General features: G+C 36.4%; 18 protein-coding genes. 7 read left to right on the top strand and 11 right to left on the bottom strand.

Going from position 1 to position 13,255, the window contains the following annotated elements:
- Positions 1 to 51: 51 nt before the first annotated feature.
- Genes MKX82_RS23460 through MKX82_RS23450 form a run of 3 tightly spaced genes read left to right on the top strand, consistent with a single transcriptional unit; the run spans position 52 to position 1,090 of the window.
- Positions 52 to 426: a DUF2089 domain-containing protein gene (locus MKX82_RS23460; RefSeq protein WP_233315515.1), complete on the top strand. Its 375-nt coding sequence runs from the start codon at positions 52 to 54 to the stop codon at positions 424 to 426.
- Positions 427 to 816, top strand: coding sequence for an SHOCT-like domain-containing protein (locus MKX82_RS23455; protein WP_233315516.1), 390 nt, complete (start codon positions 427 to 429; stop codon positions 814 to 816). It begins immediately after the preceding gene.
- Between the two features lies 1 nt (position 817).
- On the top strand, positions 818 to 1,090 hold the full coding sequence (locus MKX82_RS23450) for a hypothetical protein (protein ID WP_233315517.1): 273 nt from the start codon (positions 818 to 820) through the stop codon (positions 1,088 to 1,090).
- A 43-nt stretch (positions 1,091 to 1,133) separates the two neighbouring features.
- Here MKX82_RS23450 and MKX82_RS23445 read toward each other — a convergent pair whose 3' ends face one another.
- The gene (locus tag MKX82_RS23445; RefSeq protein ID WP_341080514.1) at positions 1,134 to 2,312 is read right to left on the bottom strand and encodes a glycoside hydrolase family 88 protein; all 1,179 of its coding nucleotides are present in this window, start codon (positions 2,310 to 2,312) and stop codon (positions 1,134 to 1,136) included.
- 48 nt (positions 2,313 to 2,360) lie between these two features.
- Entirely contained in the window at positions 2,361 to 3,512 is a 1,152-nt protein-coding gene (locus MKX82_RS23440; RefSeq protein WP_341080512.1) for a DUF2264 domain-containing protein, read from the bottom strand.
- A gap of 167 nt (positions 3,513 to 3,679) precedes the next feature.
- On the opposite strand from MKX82_RS23440, the gene MKX82_RS23435 reads away from it, so the two are divergent.
- Positions 3,680 to 4,552, top strand: coding sequence for an AraC family transcriptional regulator (locus MKX82_RS23435; RefSeq protein ID WP_251646910.1), 873 nt, complete (start codon positions 3,680 to 3,682; stop codon positions 4,550 to 4,552).
- Between the two features lie 25 nt (positions 4,553 to 4,577).
- On the opposite strand, the gene MKX82_RS23430 is transcribed toward MKX82_RS23435, so the two are convergent.
- The 5 genes from MKX82_RS23430 to MKX82_RS23410 form a co-directional block, all read right to left on the bottom strand.
- Positions 4,578 to 5,003 (bottom strand): stage III sporulation protein AH, encoded by a 426-nt coding sequence (locus MKX82_RS23430; protein WP_237942405.1) that lies wholly within the window; start codon positions 5,001 to 5,003, stop codon positions 4,578 to 4,580.
- Positions 5,004 to 5,054: 51 nt separating this feature from the next.
- Complete coding sequence (locus tag MKX82_RS23425; protein WP_341080511.1) at positions 5,055 to 5,555, bottom strand: NUDIX hydrolase; 501 nt, start codon at positions 5,553 to 5,555, stop codon at positions 5,055 to 5,057.
- Positions 5,556 to 5,600: 45 nt separating this feature from the next.
- The gene (locus MKX82_RS23420; protein ID WP_341080509.1) at positions 5,601 to 5,804 is read right to left on the bottom strand and encodes a hypothetical protein; all 204 of its coding nucleotides are present in this window, start codon (positions 5,802 to 5,804) and stop codon (positions 5,601 to 5,603) included.
- A 59-nt stretch (positions 5,805 to 5,863) separates the two neighbouring features.
- Positions 5,864 to 6,457, bottom strand: a complete 594-nt coding sequence (locus MKX82_RS23415) for a hypothetical protein (RefSeq protein ID WP_341080507.1) — start codon at positions 6,455 to 6,457, stop codon at positions 5,864 to 5,866.
- 149 nt (positions 6,458 to 6,606) lie between these two features.
- The gene (locus tag MKX82_RS23410) at positions 6,607 to 7,443 is read right to left on the bottom strand and encodes an AraC family transcriptional regulator (RefSeq protein WP_341081619.1); all 837 of its coding nucleotides are present in this window, start codon (positions 7,441 to 7,443) and stop codon (positions 6,607 to 6,609) included.
- A gap of 157 nt (positions 7,444 to 7,600) precedes the next feature.
- Here MKX82_RS23410 and MKX82_RS23405 point away from each other — a divergent pair, with 157 nt between their 5' ends.
- Complete coding sequence (locus tag MKX82_RS23405) at positions 7,601 to 9,319, top strand: glycoside hydrolase family 2 protein (protein ID WP_341080505.1); 1,719 nt, start codon at positions 7,601 to 7,603, stop codon at positions 9,317 to 9,319.
- Positions 9,320 to 9,394: 75 nt separating this feature from the next.
- Here the strand turns inward: MKX82_RS23405 and MKX82_RS23400 are convergent, their stop codons facing one another.
- Both MKX82_RS23400 and MKX82_RS23395 read right to left on the bottom strand, forming a co-directional pair.
- Positions 9,395 to 9,853: a DUF2691 family protein gene (locus tag MKX82_RS23400; RefSeq protein WP_341080504.1), complete on the bottom strand. Its 459-nt coding sequence runs from the start codon at positions 9,851 to 9,853 to the stop codon at positions 9,395 to 9,397.
- Between the two features lie 36 nt (positions 9,854 to 9,889).
- Positions 9,890 to 10,303: an Lrp/AsnC family transcriptional regulator gene (locus MKX82_RS23395; protein WP_341080502.1), complete on the bottom strand. Its 414-nt coding sequence runs from the start codon at positions 10,301 to 10,303 to the stop codon at positions 9,890 to 9,892.
- Positions 10,304 to 10,431: 128 nt separating this feature from the next.
- Here MKX82_RS23395 and MKX82_RS23390 point away from each other — a divergent pair, with 128 nt between their 5' ends.
- Entirely contained in the window at positions 10,432 to 11,193 is a 762-nt protein-coding gene (locus MKX82_RS23390) for an MBL fold metallo-hydrolase (RefSeq protein ID WP_341080500.1), read from the top strand.
- Positions 11,194 to 11,352: 159 nt separating this feature from the next.
- On the top strand, positions 11,353 to 11,727 hold the full coding sequence (locus MKX82_RS23385; protein ID WP_341080498.1) for an MmcQ/YjbR family DNA-binding protein: 375 nt from the start codon (positions 11,353 to 11,355) through the stop codon (positions 11,725 to 11,727).
- 165 nt (positions 11,728 to 11,892) lie between these two features.
- Here MKX82_RS23385 and MKX82_RS23380 read toward each other — a convergent pair whose 3' ends face one another.
- A complete protein-coding gene (locus tag MKX82_RS23380) occupies positions 11,893 to 12,348 on the bottom strand; it encodes a coproporphyrinogen III oxidase (protein ID WP_341080496.1) in 456 nt (151 codons plus the stop codon).
- Between the two features lie 43 nt (positions 12,349 to 12,391).
- Positions 12,392 to 13,135: a siderophore biosynthesis protein gene (locus tag MKX82_RS23375; RefSeq protein ID WP_341081617.1), complete on the bottom strand. Its 744-nt coding sequence runs from the start codon at positions 13,133 to 13,135 to the stop codon at positions 12,392 to 12,394.
- Between the last annotated feature and the right edge of the window lie 120 nt (positions 13,136 to 13,255).

Genomic DNA, 13,255 nt, shown 5'->3' with positions numbered 1-13,255 from the left:
TCTTAAATTATTAATGTATGATTGCATTATAAATAAAAAAAGGAGGGAATTATGGCTTATCCTCTTATTTCAGAGTGCCCTGTTTGTGCAAAGCAATTAAAAATTACCCGGCTACAGTGTACTCATTGTCATACCACTATCGAAAATGAATTCGAACTTTCTAATTTTGCAAATCTTAACAAAGAACAGCTCAGCTTTATCGAGACTTTCTTAAAATGCCGCGGAAATATAAAAGAGGTTGAAAAAGACCTTGGTATTTCTTATCCAACTGTCCGCGGGAAATTAGATGATATTATCTCTTCTCTTGGTTATTCTACCACTAAGAAAGCAGATAAAATTGATCGTAAAAAAGTAATCTTAATGCTGGAAAAAGGCGAAATAACTGCTGAAGAAGCAATTGAATTATTAAATGGGGAGGAATCCTAAATGAGCGAAGAAATTTCAAGAGTTTTAACAATGGTTGAAGAAGGTAAGCTGAGTAAAGACAAAGCTGCTGAATTAATTGATGCCCTGCAAGGAAAAGACAACAAGGTCAATCTACAAAAACATACCTCAGCATCCTATTTAAACAAAATGCTAAAGATCCGTGTTACTTCGGAAAACGGGGATAATGTCAACGTTAATCTGCCAATTAAACTTATAAAAGCTGTCTTAAATGTAGGCTCTAGTATTGCGGAGAGAATTCCCCAATCCGAAAAATATGTGAAGGATATTGACATTGCACTGTTAATAGATGCAATTGATAATGAATTGGACGGACAAATTGTAGATGTTACAGCAGCAAATGGTGACAAAGTATTGGTTACAGTTGAGTAATATGATGAAGGTAAAAGTTAAAGTAAATGGGAAACGCTTTATTATTCCAGTTCCATATGCTATTTTACATCTTGTCATTAGAATTCTAACTTCAAAGAGAATTCTCGTGCTTGTGAATGGTGCAATCGAAAAATCCGGAAAAACAAAATTTCAAATCCCTTATATTAGCAGGTATGACTTAAAGCCTTTGCTAAGAGAGCTTTCCAGCCAAAGCGGTTTACTGCTGGTTGAAACAAGCCTTAAAGATGGAACAGAAGTTTCTATAAGGTTATAAAGCACAATTCCTTTATCATGGGATTGTGCTTTTTTTCTTTTTTTTACCAGTACATCTTCCAGCTCATGACTGTGCGTATTAATGCTTCTAAATAATAGTAATCTCCCCAGATACAGCAATCGTCTACCCCATTATTGTCAGGCTTAGAGTAGACTGCATGCAACAAAATACCATTGGAGTGAACTTTTTTAGTAGTATAGCTTTCAGCTAGTGACTTAATCATTTTTATGGCTGCATTTTCATAGACTTCCTTATATTGATGGGAAACTGGCAAGTTCTTGCTTAATTCGAGTAGTCCACAAGCCATGATGGCTGCAGCAGAACTGTCACGTTCCTCCTTTCCTTCTGTAAAGACTAAGTCCCAATAGCAAATATTATCATCAGGAAGACGATTTAAAAAATAGTTTGCCAGTTTTTCAGCAATATCAAGAAACTCTCTATCCCCTGTATGTACGTAGCTTAATGCAAAACCGTATACTCCCCATGCCTGGCCACGGGCCCAGCACGATTGATCGGTATATCCTTGCGCAGTCTTTCCATAAAGCGGTTCACCATTCTCTGTATCCATATAAAAGGTATGGTATGTTGATGCGTCTTCTCTCACAATATACTTGGCTGCTTGTTTAGCATGATTTACGGCAATATTATAATACTTCTGATTACCTGTTTCTCTGGAAGCAAAATATAATAACGGCAAATTCATGTTACAATCTATAATCATCCTTCCAAGCTGTTCTGGGTCAGATAAATCGCCCCATGCTTGAATAATCTTCGCCTTTTGATGATACCGAGTAATCAGCTTATCAGCTGCTTTTATCGCTATTTCTTTTGCGGTTTCATCTTTCAGCACTTGGTAGCCCGCCACACAGGATAAAGAGTATAAAAAACCAATATCATGTGTTTCTAACTGAATATTCTTCGTTAAGCGTTCACTAAAGCTTTCAAGCTGGGTTTTTATTACATCAAGATATTTATCATTCCCTGTATATTCGTAAGCTAAATAAAGCATTCCAATCCAAAAGCTAGCAGTCCAATCATTATTATCTTCAGGAATATACATTAAATTTGTTGATGCAGCCGGTGGTACCTTCTCCGTGAATAGGTCTAGATTTTCATCGATTTTTTGCAAAACATACTGAATTTCCTCTTCAAGCCATTTTGAATCTAAAACAGCTTTGGCTTTAAATTTATCATGCTTCATTTCTTCGTGAATCGTACTCATCTCTACTTTCCCCTTTCAGATATGGACTTCATCAGATTCGTTCTAGTATTATAAACAATAATCAATTGGAAAGTTATTCCCTGACCAAGCTCTTTTTGCCGTCCATTCCATTGAAGAATTACTCCAAAATGAATCTGATTCGGCCAAACCTAATGGCAAGAAAACGGCCGCACACAAATAAACACTGCCTGTAGAAATATATCCTTCCCCAATCCCTGGTTGATGGCCGCAAAAACCAATAGTCAGCCACCCTGACTCTGTAAATGTGCCCGGAGCTTCCAGTGTCCGTTTTATAACTTGAGTCAGTGCACTTCTAACTTGTTCTGGAGCAAGTGTCTTAGGTAAATCCTTGCGAAGTGCATGGTGAGCTAAAGTTTGAAAAACACCAAAACGGTAAGCAATAGATCTTCCCACTGGCGGAAATGTTCCCTCCGGCGAAATCATGCGCTCTTGAATAACTGCATATCTTTTTGATCTTTCCATAAAGGTTTCCTTTTTTCCCAGCCAATCTGTGTACTCTTCACCAACAGTTTCTAATAAATCTACAAGCATAGGATGGATAACAAAGCTATTATAATAATCATAATGAAACTCAGGTCCATCACTGTATACACCATCTCCCAAATACCATTGATCAAATTGCTTTACAGCAAAATCAATACGCATCGGATCCCAATCCTTTTCTCCCACTTTATATAAAAAGGCTTCAATTAATGCAGAAAATAAAAGCCAGTTAGAAAAGATTGGTTTTTTTGTTCGGGTAGCTTTCATTGCAAGTATCACATTGTTTTTAACCCTACCACTTAGTTTTTTCCATAGTTCATCAGGAGCTCTAAGAAATGCATGCGCTAAAAAAGCAGTATCAACAATCGGCTGAAAATCTGTTGAAAAATTCATATAATCAGGAGAGTGAGGATCTGTGCCTGCATCAATAGCTATGCGTGCCAGCTCACCATATTCCATACGAAGTGCTTCTTCCTCCTTATTTTCACTTTTCCTTTCCAGCCATGGAGCCATCCCAACGAGCAGTCGGGACAGCGCTTCCAAATGAGTGAATTGTTGACGATTTGTGCCTTCCTTCATCTCGACTGGCATTACTTTTTTTAATGATTTATTTTTTAAGTTTTGAAGCACCGGACTTGCAATTTTCAGCATGGATTGCAGCCAATACTCTCGATCGTTATCATTTGAGACGCTCACATTTTCCTCCTCCGATTTCCTTTCTTTTTATCACCAAATTCTTTACTAAATTATAACTTACGTATTATTCTAAAAGTGTTTGTTAAATAACCAAAAATGTCGCTCTATTGTTCTTGAACCTTAAATAATAAGTTTTTCAATGTTTGAATACTATATGGAGGAATTATATGAAGAATTTATTTGAACAAATAGATCTTAAACCATTTAACTGGGTTTATCGCAGGGTTTCTGAGCAGAATTTCCAAGGATATTATCACTGGCATCAAGGTTGCGAACTTTTATTTGTATATCGTGGACAAGGGCGCGTAATAGTTAACCAACAAACTTATGAGTTAAAAAAAGGAATGCTTTTCTTTTTCCAGCCATTTCAGTTACATAAGGTATATGTAGAAGTATCCCCCCAATCTCCTTATGAGAGAAGTATTCTTCACTTTGATACAATGTCATTCGGAGAGAAAAACCTAAATTTTTTCCCAGGACTGAGTGCCTTGTTAAAAAAATTACAGTTTGGAGTAAACGAACTTCAAGCTTTTGATTTAGAAAATGATTATAACTATATGTATGAGCTGTATGAACAATTTAATAAATCACTGCAAACAAACAACTGGGAAGAAGACAGCCAGCTTTTTTTAATGCAATTGCTCTCATGTATCCGTATAAACAGCACCGATGCTAATCCTGATTCAACCTCAAACAATAAATTACGGCCATTATTCTACTCTGAAAAGATAATGAATTGGATAGAAGCACATTATAAGGAGCCCTTTGACTTAGAACATTTATCAAATGAGCTTCATTTATCAAAATCATATATATCAAGAAGTTTCAAGCGTGAAACGGGAAGTAGTTTAACAGAGTATCTTACCATTCGGAGAATAAAAGAAGCTTGTCAATTGCTAGAAATGACAAATAAATCTATTGAATTAATTGGTGAAAGCTTAGGCTTCAAAAGTGTATCTTATTTTATCCAGTTATTCAAAAAACTCGTTGGAACGACTCCTCACCAGTATAGACTCTCCCATAGAAGGTCTCATAACTAAAAAAATTAAATACAGAGCTGGCAAATCACCGCTCTGTATTTAATAGAAATTCTCCCCACAAGGTCTCTTCCACTATAAAGTAGCCCTCGTGTGAACATCCAGCTAATATACATTTATCATTCTGATAAAACATTAAGTCTTCCGGCAATTTTGGATGGAGCCAGCTAAAAAGGGAATTGCTGTTTTCCTTCAGGAAATCCCTTGTGGCATTATTTAATTGAAAATAAGAAACATATGCGGTGGCCTCAGGAAGTTTCGTTGTTTCCCATTCTCGTTGAATTTTCCTTTCCAGCAAGTGTTCCTTTATATAAACAATCCTGGCATCAATTGCAGCATGGCTCTCTTCCTCCATCTCATTCTCAACGAAGGCAAACTTATTACAATGTCTGGTAAGCAAATCCATTAAATGGTTATACCGTTTCCCTTTTACATTTTCTGTTATTATCAGCATGTTTATTTCTCCTCAGTTACACTGCTTTTTTACGTTAGAAATCGAACAATCCTACTCTGGAAGCTTCTCTAGCCAATGTTTATTCCACTGAAAATAAAGCTCATCCCTTTTTTGTGAAAATATGTCTTTTGGATAAGGTAATGCAAGTTCCGGCATCCTATCTGGTCTAAAGTATTGAAGCTCTGCCGTTTCTTGATCATGAGGATTCAGATTGCCGCTGGTAATTTCGCACTGAAACATAAAAACGTTATATTCGACTTGATGGCTATTTGGATATTGATAACGAAATTCTTTTCCGCCAAACACTCCTACTAACTTTCTCGGCAAAACAATTAATCCGGTCTCTTCCCATACTTCACGAACCATTGCTTCGGCAGGTGCTTCTCCTGGCTCTATTGCACCAGCAGGAAGACTCCACTTTTCCCCATTCCCCTTGTTTTGTAATAAGATTTCTCCAGAATCATTCCTGATAATGGCAGCAACACTTGGCATTAATATTAGCTCGTTACCAATTTTCGAACGTATATTTTTATAGTATTCTGACATCCCCATTCACAAGCCACCATCTTTCGTAAAGTTATCTTCTAAAGTCAGCTATTACAATAACTCAATATTTATCTTGTTGTTTGTATAGTTAATGATATGCTCCTTTATATTTGAATAAAGAGCTATATCCTTTAATTCTGTCAGCTTTACCCAATTAACTCCGATTTGATTGATATCAGGACTCTCTGGCAGCTCAAGCATGAATCCATCTATTATCTTACATGAGCATGCCATAACCTTGATAGGAAAAGCCATAACATGTCGCCACCTTAAGTTATTTATCCATACAGAGTTTTTTTGGAATACAAGAAAATCTAATCTTCCCAATAAAAGATAGCGTCCATAATTACATAATCGTTAGAATTACTATATATAGTTGGGATTTTTGCTTGAAAGGATAAAGGCTGGTGTATTTTTTCTGTTTCTAACCGTTCATATTCAAATTCTTTTAGCGCATACTCCAATTTTCTCACAATAGTCTCGTATTTCTCACTAATATTTAACAGATGTGGACCACCAAATAAACAACCGTATGCACCGCCAATTATTTCGTTCGTATCTGTCCGCATTGTCTTATATCTAGTATCTTCCCCCATAATTGCTACAGGAGCTAAACGACAAATATCAATAATAATTCCTTCTGTCTGTAACTCTTGAATGTTGTTAATTTCCTTAACGACAGTAACATCCTCTTTTTGATAACAAAAAAGTTCAATAAAGGAGGCATAGCCACTGCCAAAATGATTCCATTCTGCTTCACAAACGATATTAGGTATTCGATTTATTCGATGAAATAACCTTCGGATATGTGCCTCAATTTCTTCCTCATTTTTTGTACAATAAGGAAAGCTATCGCCAACAATCTTTCCTTGAATTAAATCTTGCAACTGTTTGTTAGAAAAATTCATAAAGAATCCCTCCCCCTTATTAACTTTTATATAGATCAAACTTCCACCTATTTAAACTAAATTATATACGTGCCATTTCTTAAAGAGGTTCCATGAGGAGCGATATTCTGCACTTTTTTGATTCTTTTTGTTTAAAGCCTTTTAAAAGTTCACTCTATCTTTTTATGAATCTTCCGATAAGAACTTGGTGATAGGTCATTTAATTGTTTAAACATCTTACTAAAATGATATTCTTCAAAGTAACCGCATAATCTTGCAATCTCTTTAATTTGATAGTCTGTATATATTAAATAACTGCACGCTCGCTCGTTACGGATATAACTAAGATACTCTTTTGGTCCCATTCCTGTGTACTTAAGGAAGAGCTTGCGAAGATAGGTTGCTGAAATGCTGTATTGCTCCGCTAACTGTTCGACTTTAATGTTATCCTGGTATCCGTTTTCCATATATTTTTTTATCTTATTAAAGGCGCTTAATGTACTTGATTCATTTATGCTCCAATCGGGCTGCTCCATGTTGTGGAGCTTATGAAGCATTATTTTTAGTTTACCTTGGGAAACTGCAGCACCATGTGCAACTCCAGGCACCCATTCTTGATGAATTTCCTCAAAGAGCATGCCTAATTCCTCTGCCTGTTTGCAATTGTACTGATTTAAAAAAGGCAGACTCAGTTTCGCAACTCTCTTAATGTCCTTCCAAACTACATCGTAGTTAAGCTCCGCACAATCAAACAGCACCATTGTCATGCGTAGCGGCGCATGTATTTCTGAACGCATTGACATCTGCAGACCAGGTCTTAAGTAAACCATCATTCCTTTCTTCACCTTATGTTCAGTATTAGTATAAAAACTCCCTTCTCCTTCATGAATCCAATATAAACTATGAACATTCACCAGATTGCGGACATCCTTCCAACCAGGATATGTAACTTTGTCGAGCGTAAAATGAATATGCAAGACGAACTGATTCAAATCATATTTTGGCATTTTCAAGTTTCTATCTCCCCTTATAATTAAGCTCGATTTTTACAAGTAGACGCCGTCTTTTTTCCATTCAGAACGAGAATTTATCATGATACTATTCATATTATCAATCCCTCACCAAGATGGCTATGCAAGTATTAAAAATTAAGGAGGAATAGCTTTGCTAAGAACCTTTCAAGAACATCATATCCGTAAGACAAGTCTTTTAGATGGACCATGGGACTTTGTGTTAGATCCTGAAAATGTCGGTCTTAAAGAAAAATGGTTTGCTCGTTTTCCACAGCCTGTTAAGTCCATTTATGTTCCCTCATGCTGGAATAACGGGTTGCATATGTACGACTATGAAGGTGTTGCATGGTTTAGAAGAACAATAAGAATAGAGGATACTAACCATGTCCGATTAGTTTTTCATGCTGTGCTCGGTGCTGCCGATGTCTATCTAGACGGCCAACATCTCGGTTATCACTTTGGTGGATATACACCGTTTGAATTCATTATCCCATCCCTTTCAGCAGGAGAGCATGAACTTATTGTTCGAACAGATAGTACTCTTGATGACCTTACCATTCCGACAAGACTTGTGGACTGGTTTCACTATGGTGGTATCATTCGATCTGTGGAGATGCAATTTTTACCAGACTTATACATTGAGAAACTTAAGATTGACTATGAATTAGAAGGAGCCGATGCCGCCGTCATTTTCCAAGTACGAATTAGCTCACTCGCTCAAACCGATATGATTACAGCATTATCACTTCATGAAGATGGCCAAAGCTTATATTCTGACCATGTAGCTGTTTGTGCAAATCAAACTGTAGACTATACAATAAAGCTGAATTGGAACGAAGTGCGGTTATGGAATGTTGGCGAGCCAGAGTTGTATACGATTCAAGCATGCCTTGAACAGGATGATAAAGTGGAACGCATTGGATTCCGAAAAATCGAAACGAAGGATCACCAGATTCTTATTAATGACTCGCCTATTTTTCTTAAAGGCGTCAATCGCCACGAAGAACATCCTGAATGGGGATTTGCTTTTCCACCTAAGCTGATGTATAAAGATCTTCAAATCATTCAAGAAATGGGGTGCAATACTGTACGCGGATCTCATTATCCTCAAAGTTCGTATTGGCTTGATTTACTTGACGAAAACGGCATCCTGTTCTGGAGCGAAATTCCCATTTGGGGTGCTCTCTTGCCAGACGAAACCGTCAGTAATCCGTTGTTCCAGGAGCGTGCACAGACGATGATGGCTGAAATGATTACTATGCATTATCACCATCCTTCCATTATCTTTTGGTCGATTCATAATGAGATTGATACACGTACAAACAGTGCTTACAAAATGACAGAGCAACTGATACAAAAGACGAAACAACTCGACAACTCGAGACTGATTACATACGCTACCATGCATCCTCTAGAGGATATTCTTCTCCCGCTTTTTGATGTGATTGGCATTAATAAATACTTTGGCTGGTATGAAGGCAATGTAGGCGGCTTTAAAGAAATGCTGCAGCAGTTCCATAAGCGTGCAGAAGACATGGGAGCTGGTGATACACCGGTCATTATGACCGAGTTCGGAGGAGCAGGTATCTATGGTGATACCGGTTGGGAGCCGAGGCTGTTCAGTGAGGATTATCAAGCGAAAATTCTCACTGAAGCACTGACAATCTTTCGCAATGATCCTAAGATTAGCGGAACATATATATGGCAGTTTGCAGATACGCGAGCAGATTTGCAAAGCAATGGTGCCCATTTCCGAGATAGAGCTCGGAGCTTTAACAACAAAGGAATCGTTAATGAATATCGCAAGCCAAAATTATCGTTCCGAGAAGTGAAACGCATCTACCATTCTTGGTCATCTGGCAAACTTTGAATATATCAAAAAAACCACAAGTTACTATTGTGGTTTTTTCTTTCGTTATAGAAAATAGAAAGCTGAAAAGCTAGATCACCAAACAGATAACCTTATTCTTTCATCATTTTCCTCTGTAATATATTCAATTCCCCCATAGCCCTGTGATATTGCATGCTTATAAAGATGTTCAAGTGCGCGGCTATCCTTCACATAAATTGCAACAAAACTGCCATCCACTAATAACAGCACTACTTGACAATCACTCTTTAGAAAATCGTCATATGTATGAATCTCTTTTATTACCTTTCCTTTTGGAAAAGCTTTTAAATCAGCAAATATGCAATAATATAGATTGTCTTCTAACCTTTCAGAAAACCCCAACCCGTCCATCACATTAGCTGGCAGCAGCGGCTCCTTTAGCTCTCCGTTTTCCACAAGATAGGCTTCTCCATCCATACGCCAATTATAGGAAGAAATATCAATTGTTCTTAATATTTCCCCTAGATAATTCCCATGTGAATTTGGAATTTCGAAACTGACTCCTCGCTTCATCCTTTTCTCCTGTCTAACTCGATTTATTTAAATAGTTCACGCCTTCTTAATGACAAGGGATAATTTATAATTAGCATGCTTGTTAAGGCTGACTAAAAACTCGTCTAACTGTTCGTTAGAGGAGAACTTACATTCAAGTATGTAACAGCTGTCTCCACTAATCTTATAATTATTTAATATAAATTTCTCTTGCGTCCTAACAAAGGATAAATATGGTTCGTGGTGGGTGCTTTTGGTGAAAATATTGAGAAAGGCGTGAATATAATAGCCTAATTTTACTTCATTGACTTTAATGGTATATCCTTCGATTATTCCATTATCCTCTAGCCTGCCAACCCTTGTCGAAGCTGCTTGCCCTGTTAAATGAACCTTTTGGCCAAGCTCCTTCATTGTAATACGGCTGTTCTCAGACAGCTCATTTAAAATAAGCAGATCTGTATTATCTAACAAACAAATCCAACTCCTTTCATTTATCATGTAAAACAGCTAAAAGACTTGATTTTATCTGTGTAAGTGGGTGATGGTCATAGTATAAACTATACCCATACCATAAATAAACAATAAAAGGAGCACACACAATGAATATCCAACACATTCGCAATGCTACAATTCTTGTACATTATGCAGGAAAAAAGTTTCTAATTGATCCCTTCCTTGCTGAAAAGGGTACGTACCCCCCTTTTCCCAACTCATTACGACAAGATCAAAAAAATCCGTTAGTAAGCCTGCCAATTTCACTTGATGACATGTTAAAAGATGTTGATGCTGTCATTGTGACACATTTGCATTTGGATCATTTTGATGATGCAGCCAAAAACGCACTGTCAAAGGATATTAAAATGTATGTACAAAGTGAAGAAGATGCTGAAGAAGTCAAAAAAGCAGGATTTCATAATTTAGAAATATTAGCTAAAAATACTTCTTTTAATGATATTCAGCTCATCAAAACAAAAGGCGAGCACGGCAGAGGAGAAATACTAAAATATGCCGGTCCTGTCTGCGGTGTTGTCTTTAAACATCCAAGCGAAAAGACACTATATGTTGCAGGTGATACAGTCTGGTATGACGGAGTTAAGTCAGAAATCAACACATATAAACCTGAAGTTATTGTTGTTAACGCTGGTAACAATCAATTTTTTGAAGGCGGCTCTCTAGTGATGGATGAAAAGGATGTCTATGAAGTTTACAAGACTGCCCCTCAAGTAGCAATCATCGCCGTTCATATGGAAGCAGTTAACCACTGGACATTATCGAGAGAGGAATTAAAATCATTTGTAAAAGAAAAAGGAATCTCTACCAATGTGTTAGTCCCAGATGATGGTGAGTCTTATACACTATAAATACTATTAAGATCCTGGGCGGTTTGTATATATTAGTCCGGGATCTATTTTAAGTATCGATTTTCAATGTATTTAATAGCTTGTCAGTTATTGTCGAGTAAGATAGATTGTCCTTCCTCCTCTTTTCTCTGATAATGAAGGAAAAAGGAGGCGTTATTTATGGAAGATACCTTAAAGAAATATTGTAAAAGTTTATTGGGCGCAACATATGATTTTCAAGAAGAATGGAATGCAGTTCGTTTCCATGTTGGCGGAAAAATTTTTGCTATGTTAAGCACCAACGAAAAAGGGCAAAAATACATAACCTTAAAATGTAATCCAGCTAAATCAGAAGAACTTCAAGAAACATACAAAGATATTATCATTCCAGGCTATTATATGAATAAAACGCATTGGATTACCGTTTATTATGAAGCAGATTTATCCGTTGAATTTCTTCAACATTTAATAGTTGGTTCCTACCAATTGATTTTTGATAAGTTAACAAAGAAGCTGCAGAATGAAATAATGAAAAATAATGAGATTAGTAAATGAGCATTCCTTTCGGTGGGATTGCTTTTTATTTTGTAAAAAAGGTTGAGTACAAAAATCGAAATAATACACTAACTAATTCTTGTTCTATCAATTTATTTAATAGATTCACCATGCCATACTTCTCCATTTTCTTCATGTTGATGAAATATCATGTAAAAGCACTCTTTAAATTCCGCAATGATATATATAATACTCACCATCTGACAGCTTCTCAGCCATTGCAATCATTCTTTCAAGCTGCATGAGTACTTTGTTTCTGTCAAGGATTAATCTTTCATACTCTCCTTCTTCATTCTCGCTCCAGACAAAACTTCCTGTAAGCTTCATTATTTCAGGAGCATTTTTAAATAAATCTCTCCATGCAGTGAAAACATTTCTAAGTGGGATAGCTGATTGTTTATCAAAAAGCGTTATGCCATGATAGTTAATGCCATAGCCTTGCACTGTCCGAATGCCTGGATTTTTTGTAGGAATCCACTTTAAAGAGTCTATTATATACAAAATTAAGTCATCGTGAAGAACAACACAATCAACGTATGTTTTTTCATCGTGTGTATACTGCCAATATTCCCGAATATCCGTATCTTGGGCAATTAAATAAAATTCATGTTCTAAAGCCATGTACTCCTCCTATTATTATTAATAACTATCATTTTAAAAGTGCTTAAGTATACTCAAAACAAATCACTGCTTTTCTTAATTCTTTATTGAAAAATAAATATATCCGATCTGCCCCAAACGCTTGAAAATAATAACCTGTAGCAAACCCGATATAGGTAAAGGTTTGGCCCGTCTCATCTTTAGGTACATTGATTAAATTTGTATATTCAAATACCTCGTTTTCATTATTACAATCCTCTAATAACTTCTGCCCCTCTTCAGTCAAAAATCGAAGATCATCCAAAATTCCATTGACAGGAGGATAGCTCAGTCCCCAGCCACTTTCCTGTTTTTTTGTGAATTCATCTTCTAACACTTCTACCGCAGTAAACGTTTTTCCAAAGCTAGAATATGGATAAATCTTGCCTTTACGCTGATAGTATTCCTTTCTTATGTTGTAATCTATATCATTATTAAGATATGCTTCCTGTAACATTTCAGACTGATCTTGTTCTATCTCAAAGAATCTCCAGTCTGCCTCAAATTTATATTTTCCGTCAATAACATCAAAACCTATCATATCTTCTTTCGTAAATTTTGAATGAAATTGCGAAGTTAGTTCACCAACGCACCCATCATGAATTTCCTTTACTGAGATAATATGTAGCCACTCTTCCCACTCTGAATTAACACATTGTAAATTTATCGAACATATAGGCAAGAAATGTTTTTTATGTTGTTCTATCTGTTCATGAAATACTTCTTCATAAGACGGGAATGGCCTAATAAACTTTTTTGGAATTTGCATCTTCTTTTCTGTCACCTCTTGTTTTAGAAGTTTATTCTTTCAAAACTTTTTCCATTGCAGGATGGACACTGAGCACTTAAACCTGAACATTCATTGACCCATTCATAGAAACATTGTTTG

The organism is Niallia sp. FSL R7-0271, from assembly GCF_038005785.1.
Lineage (GTDB): Bacteria > Bacillota > Bacilli > Bacillales > Cytobacillaceae > Niallia.
The sequence above is the reverse complement of the archived record's forward strand: the minus strand, read 5'-3'. Positions and strand labels throughout refer to the sequence as shown.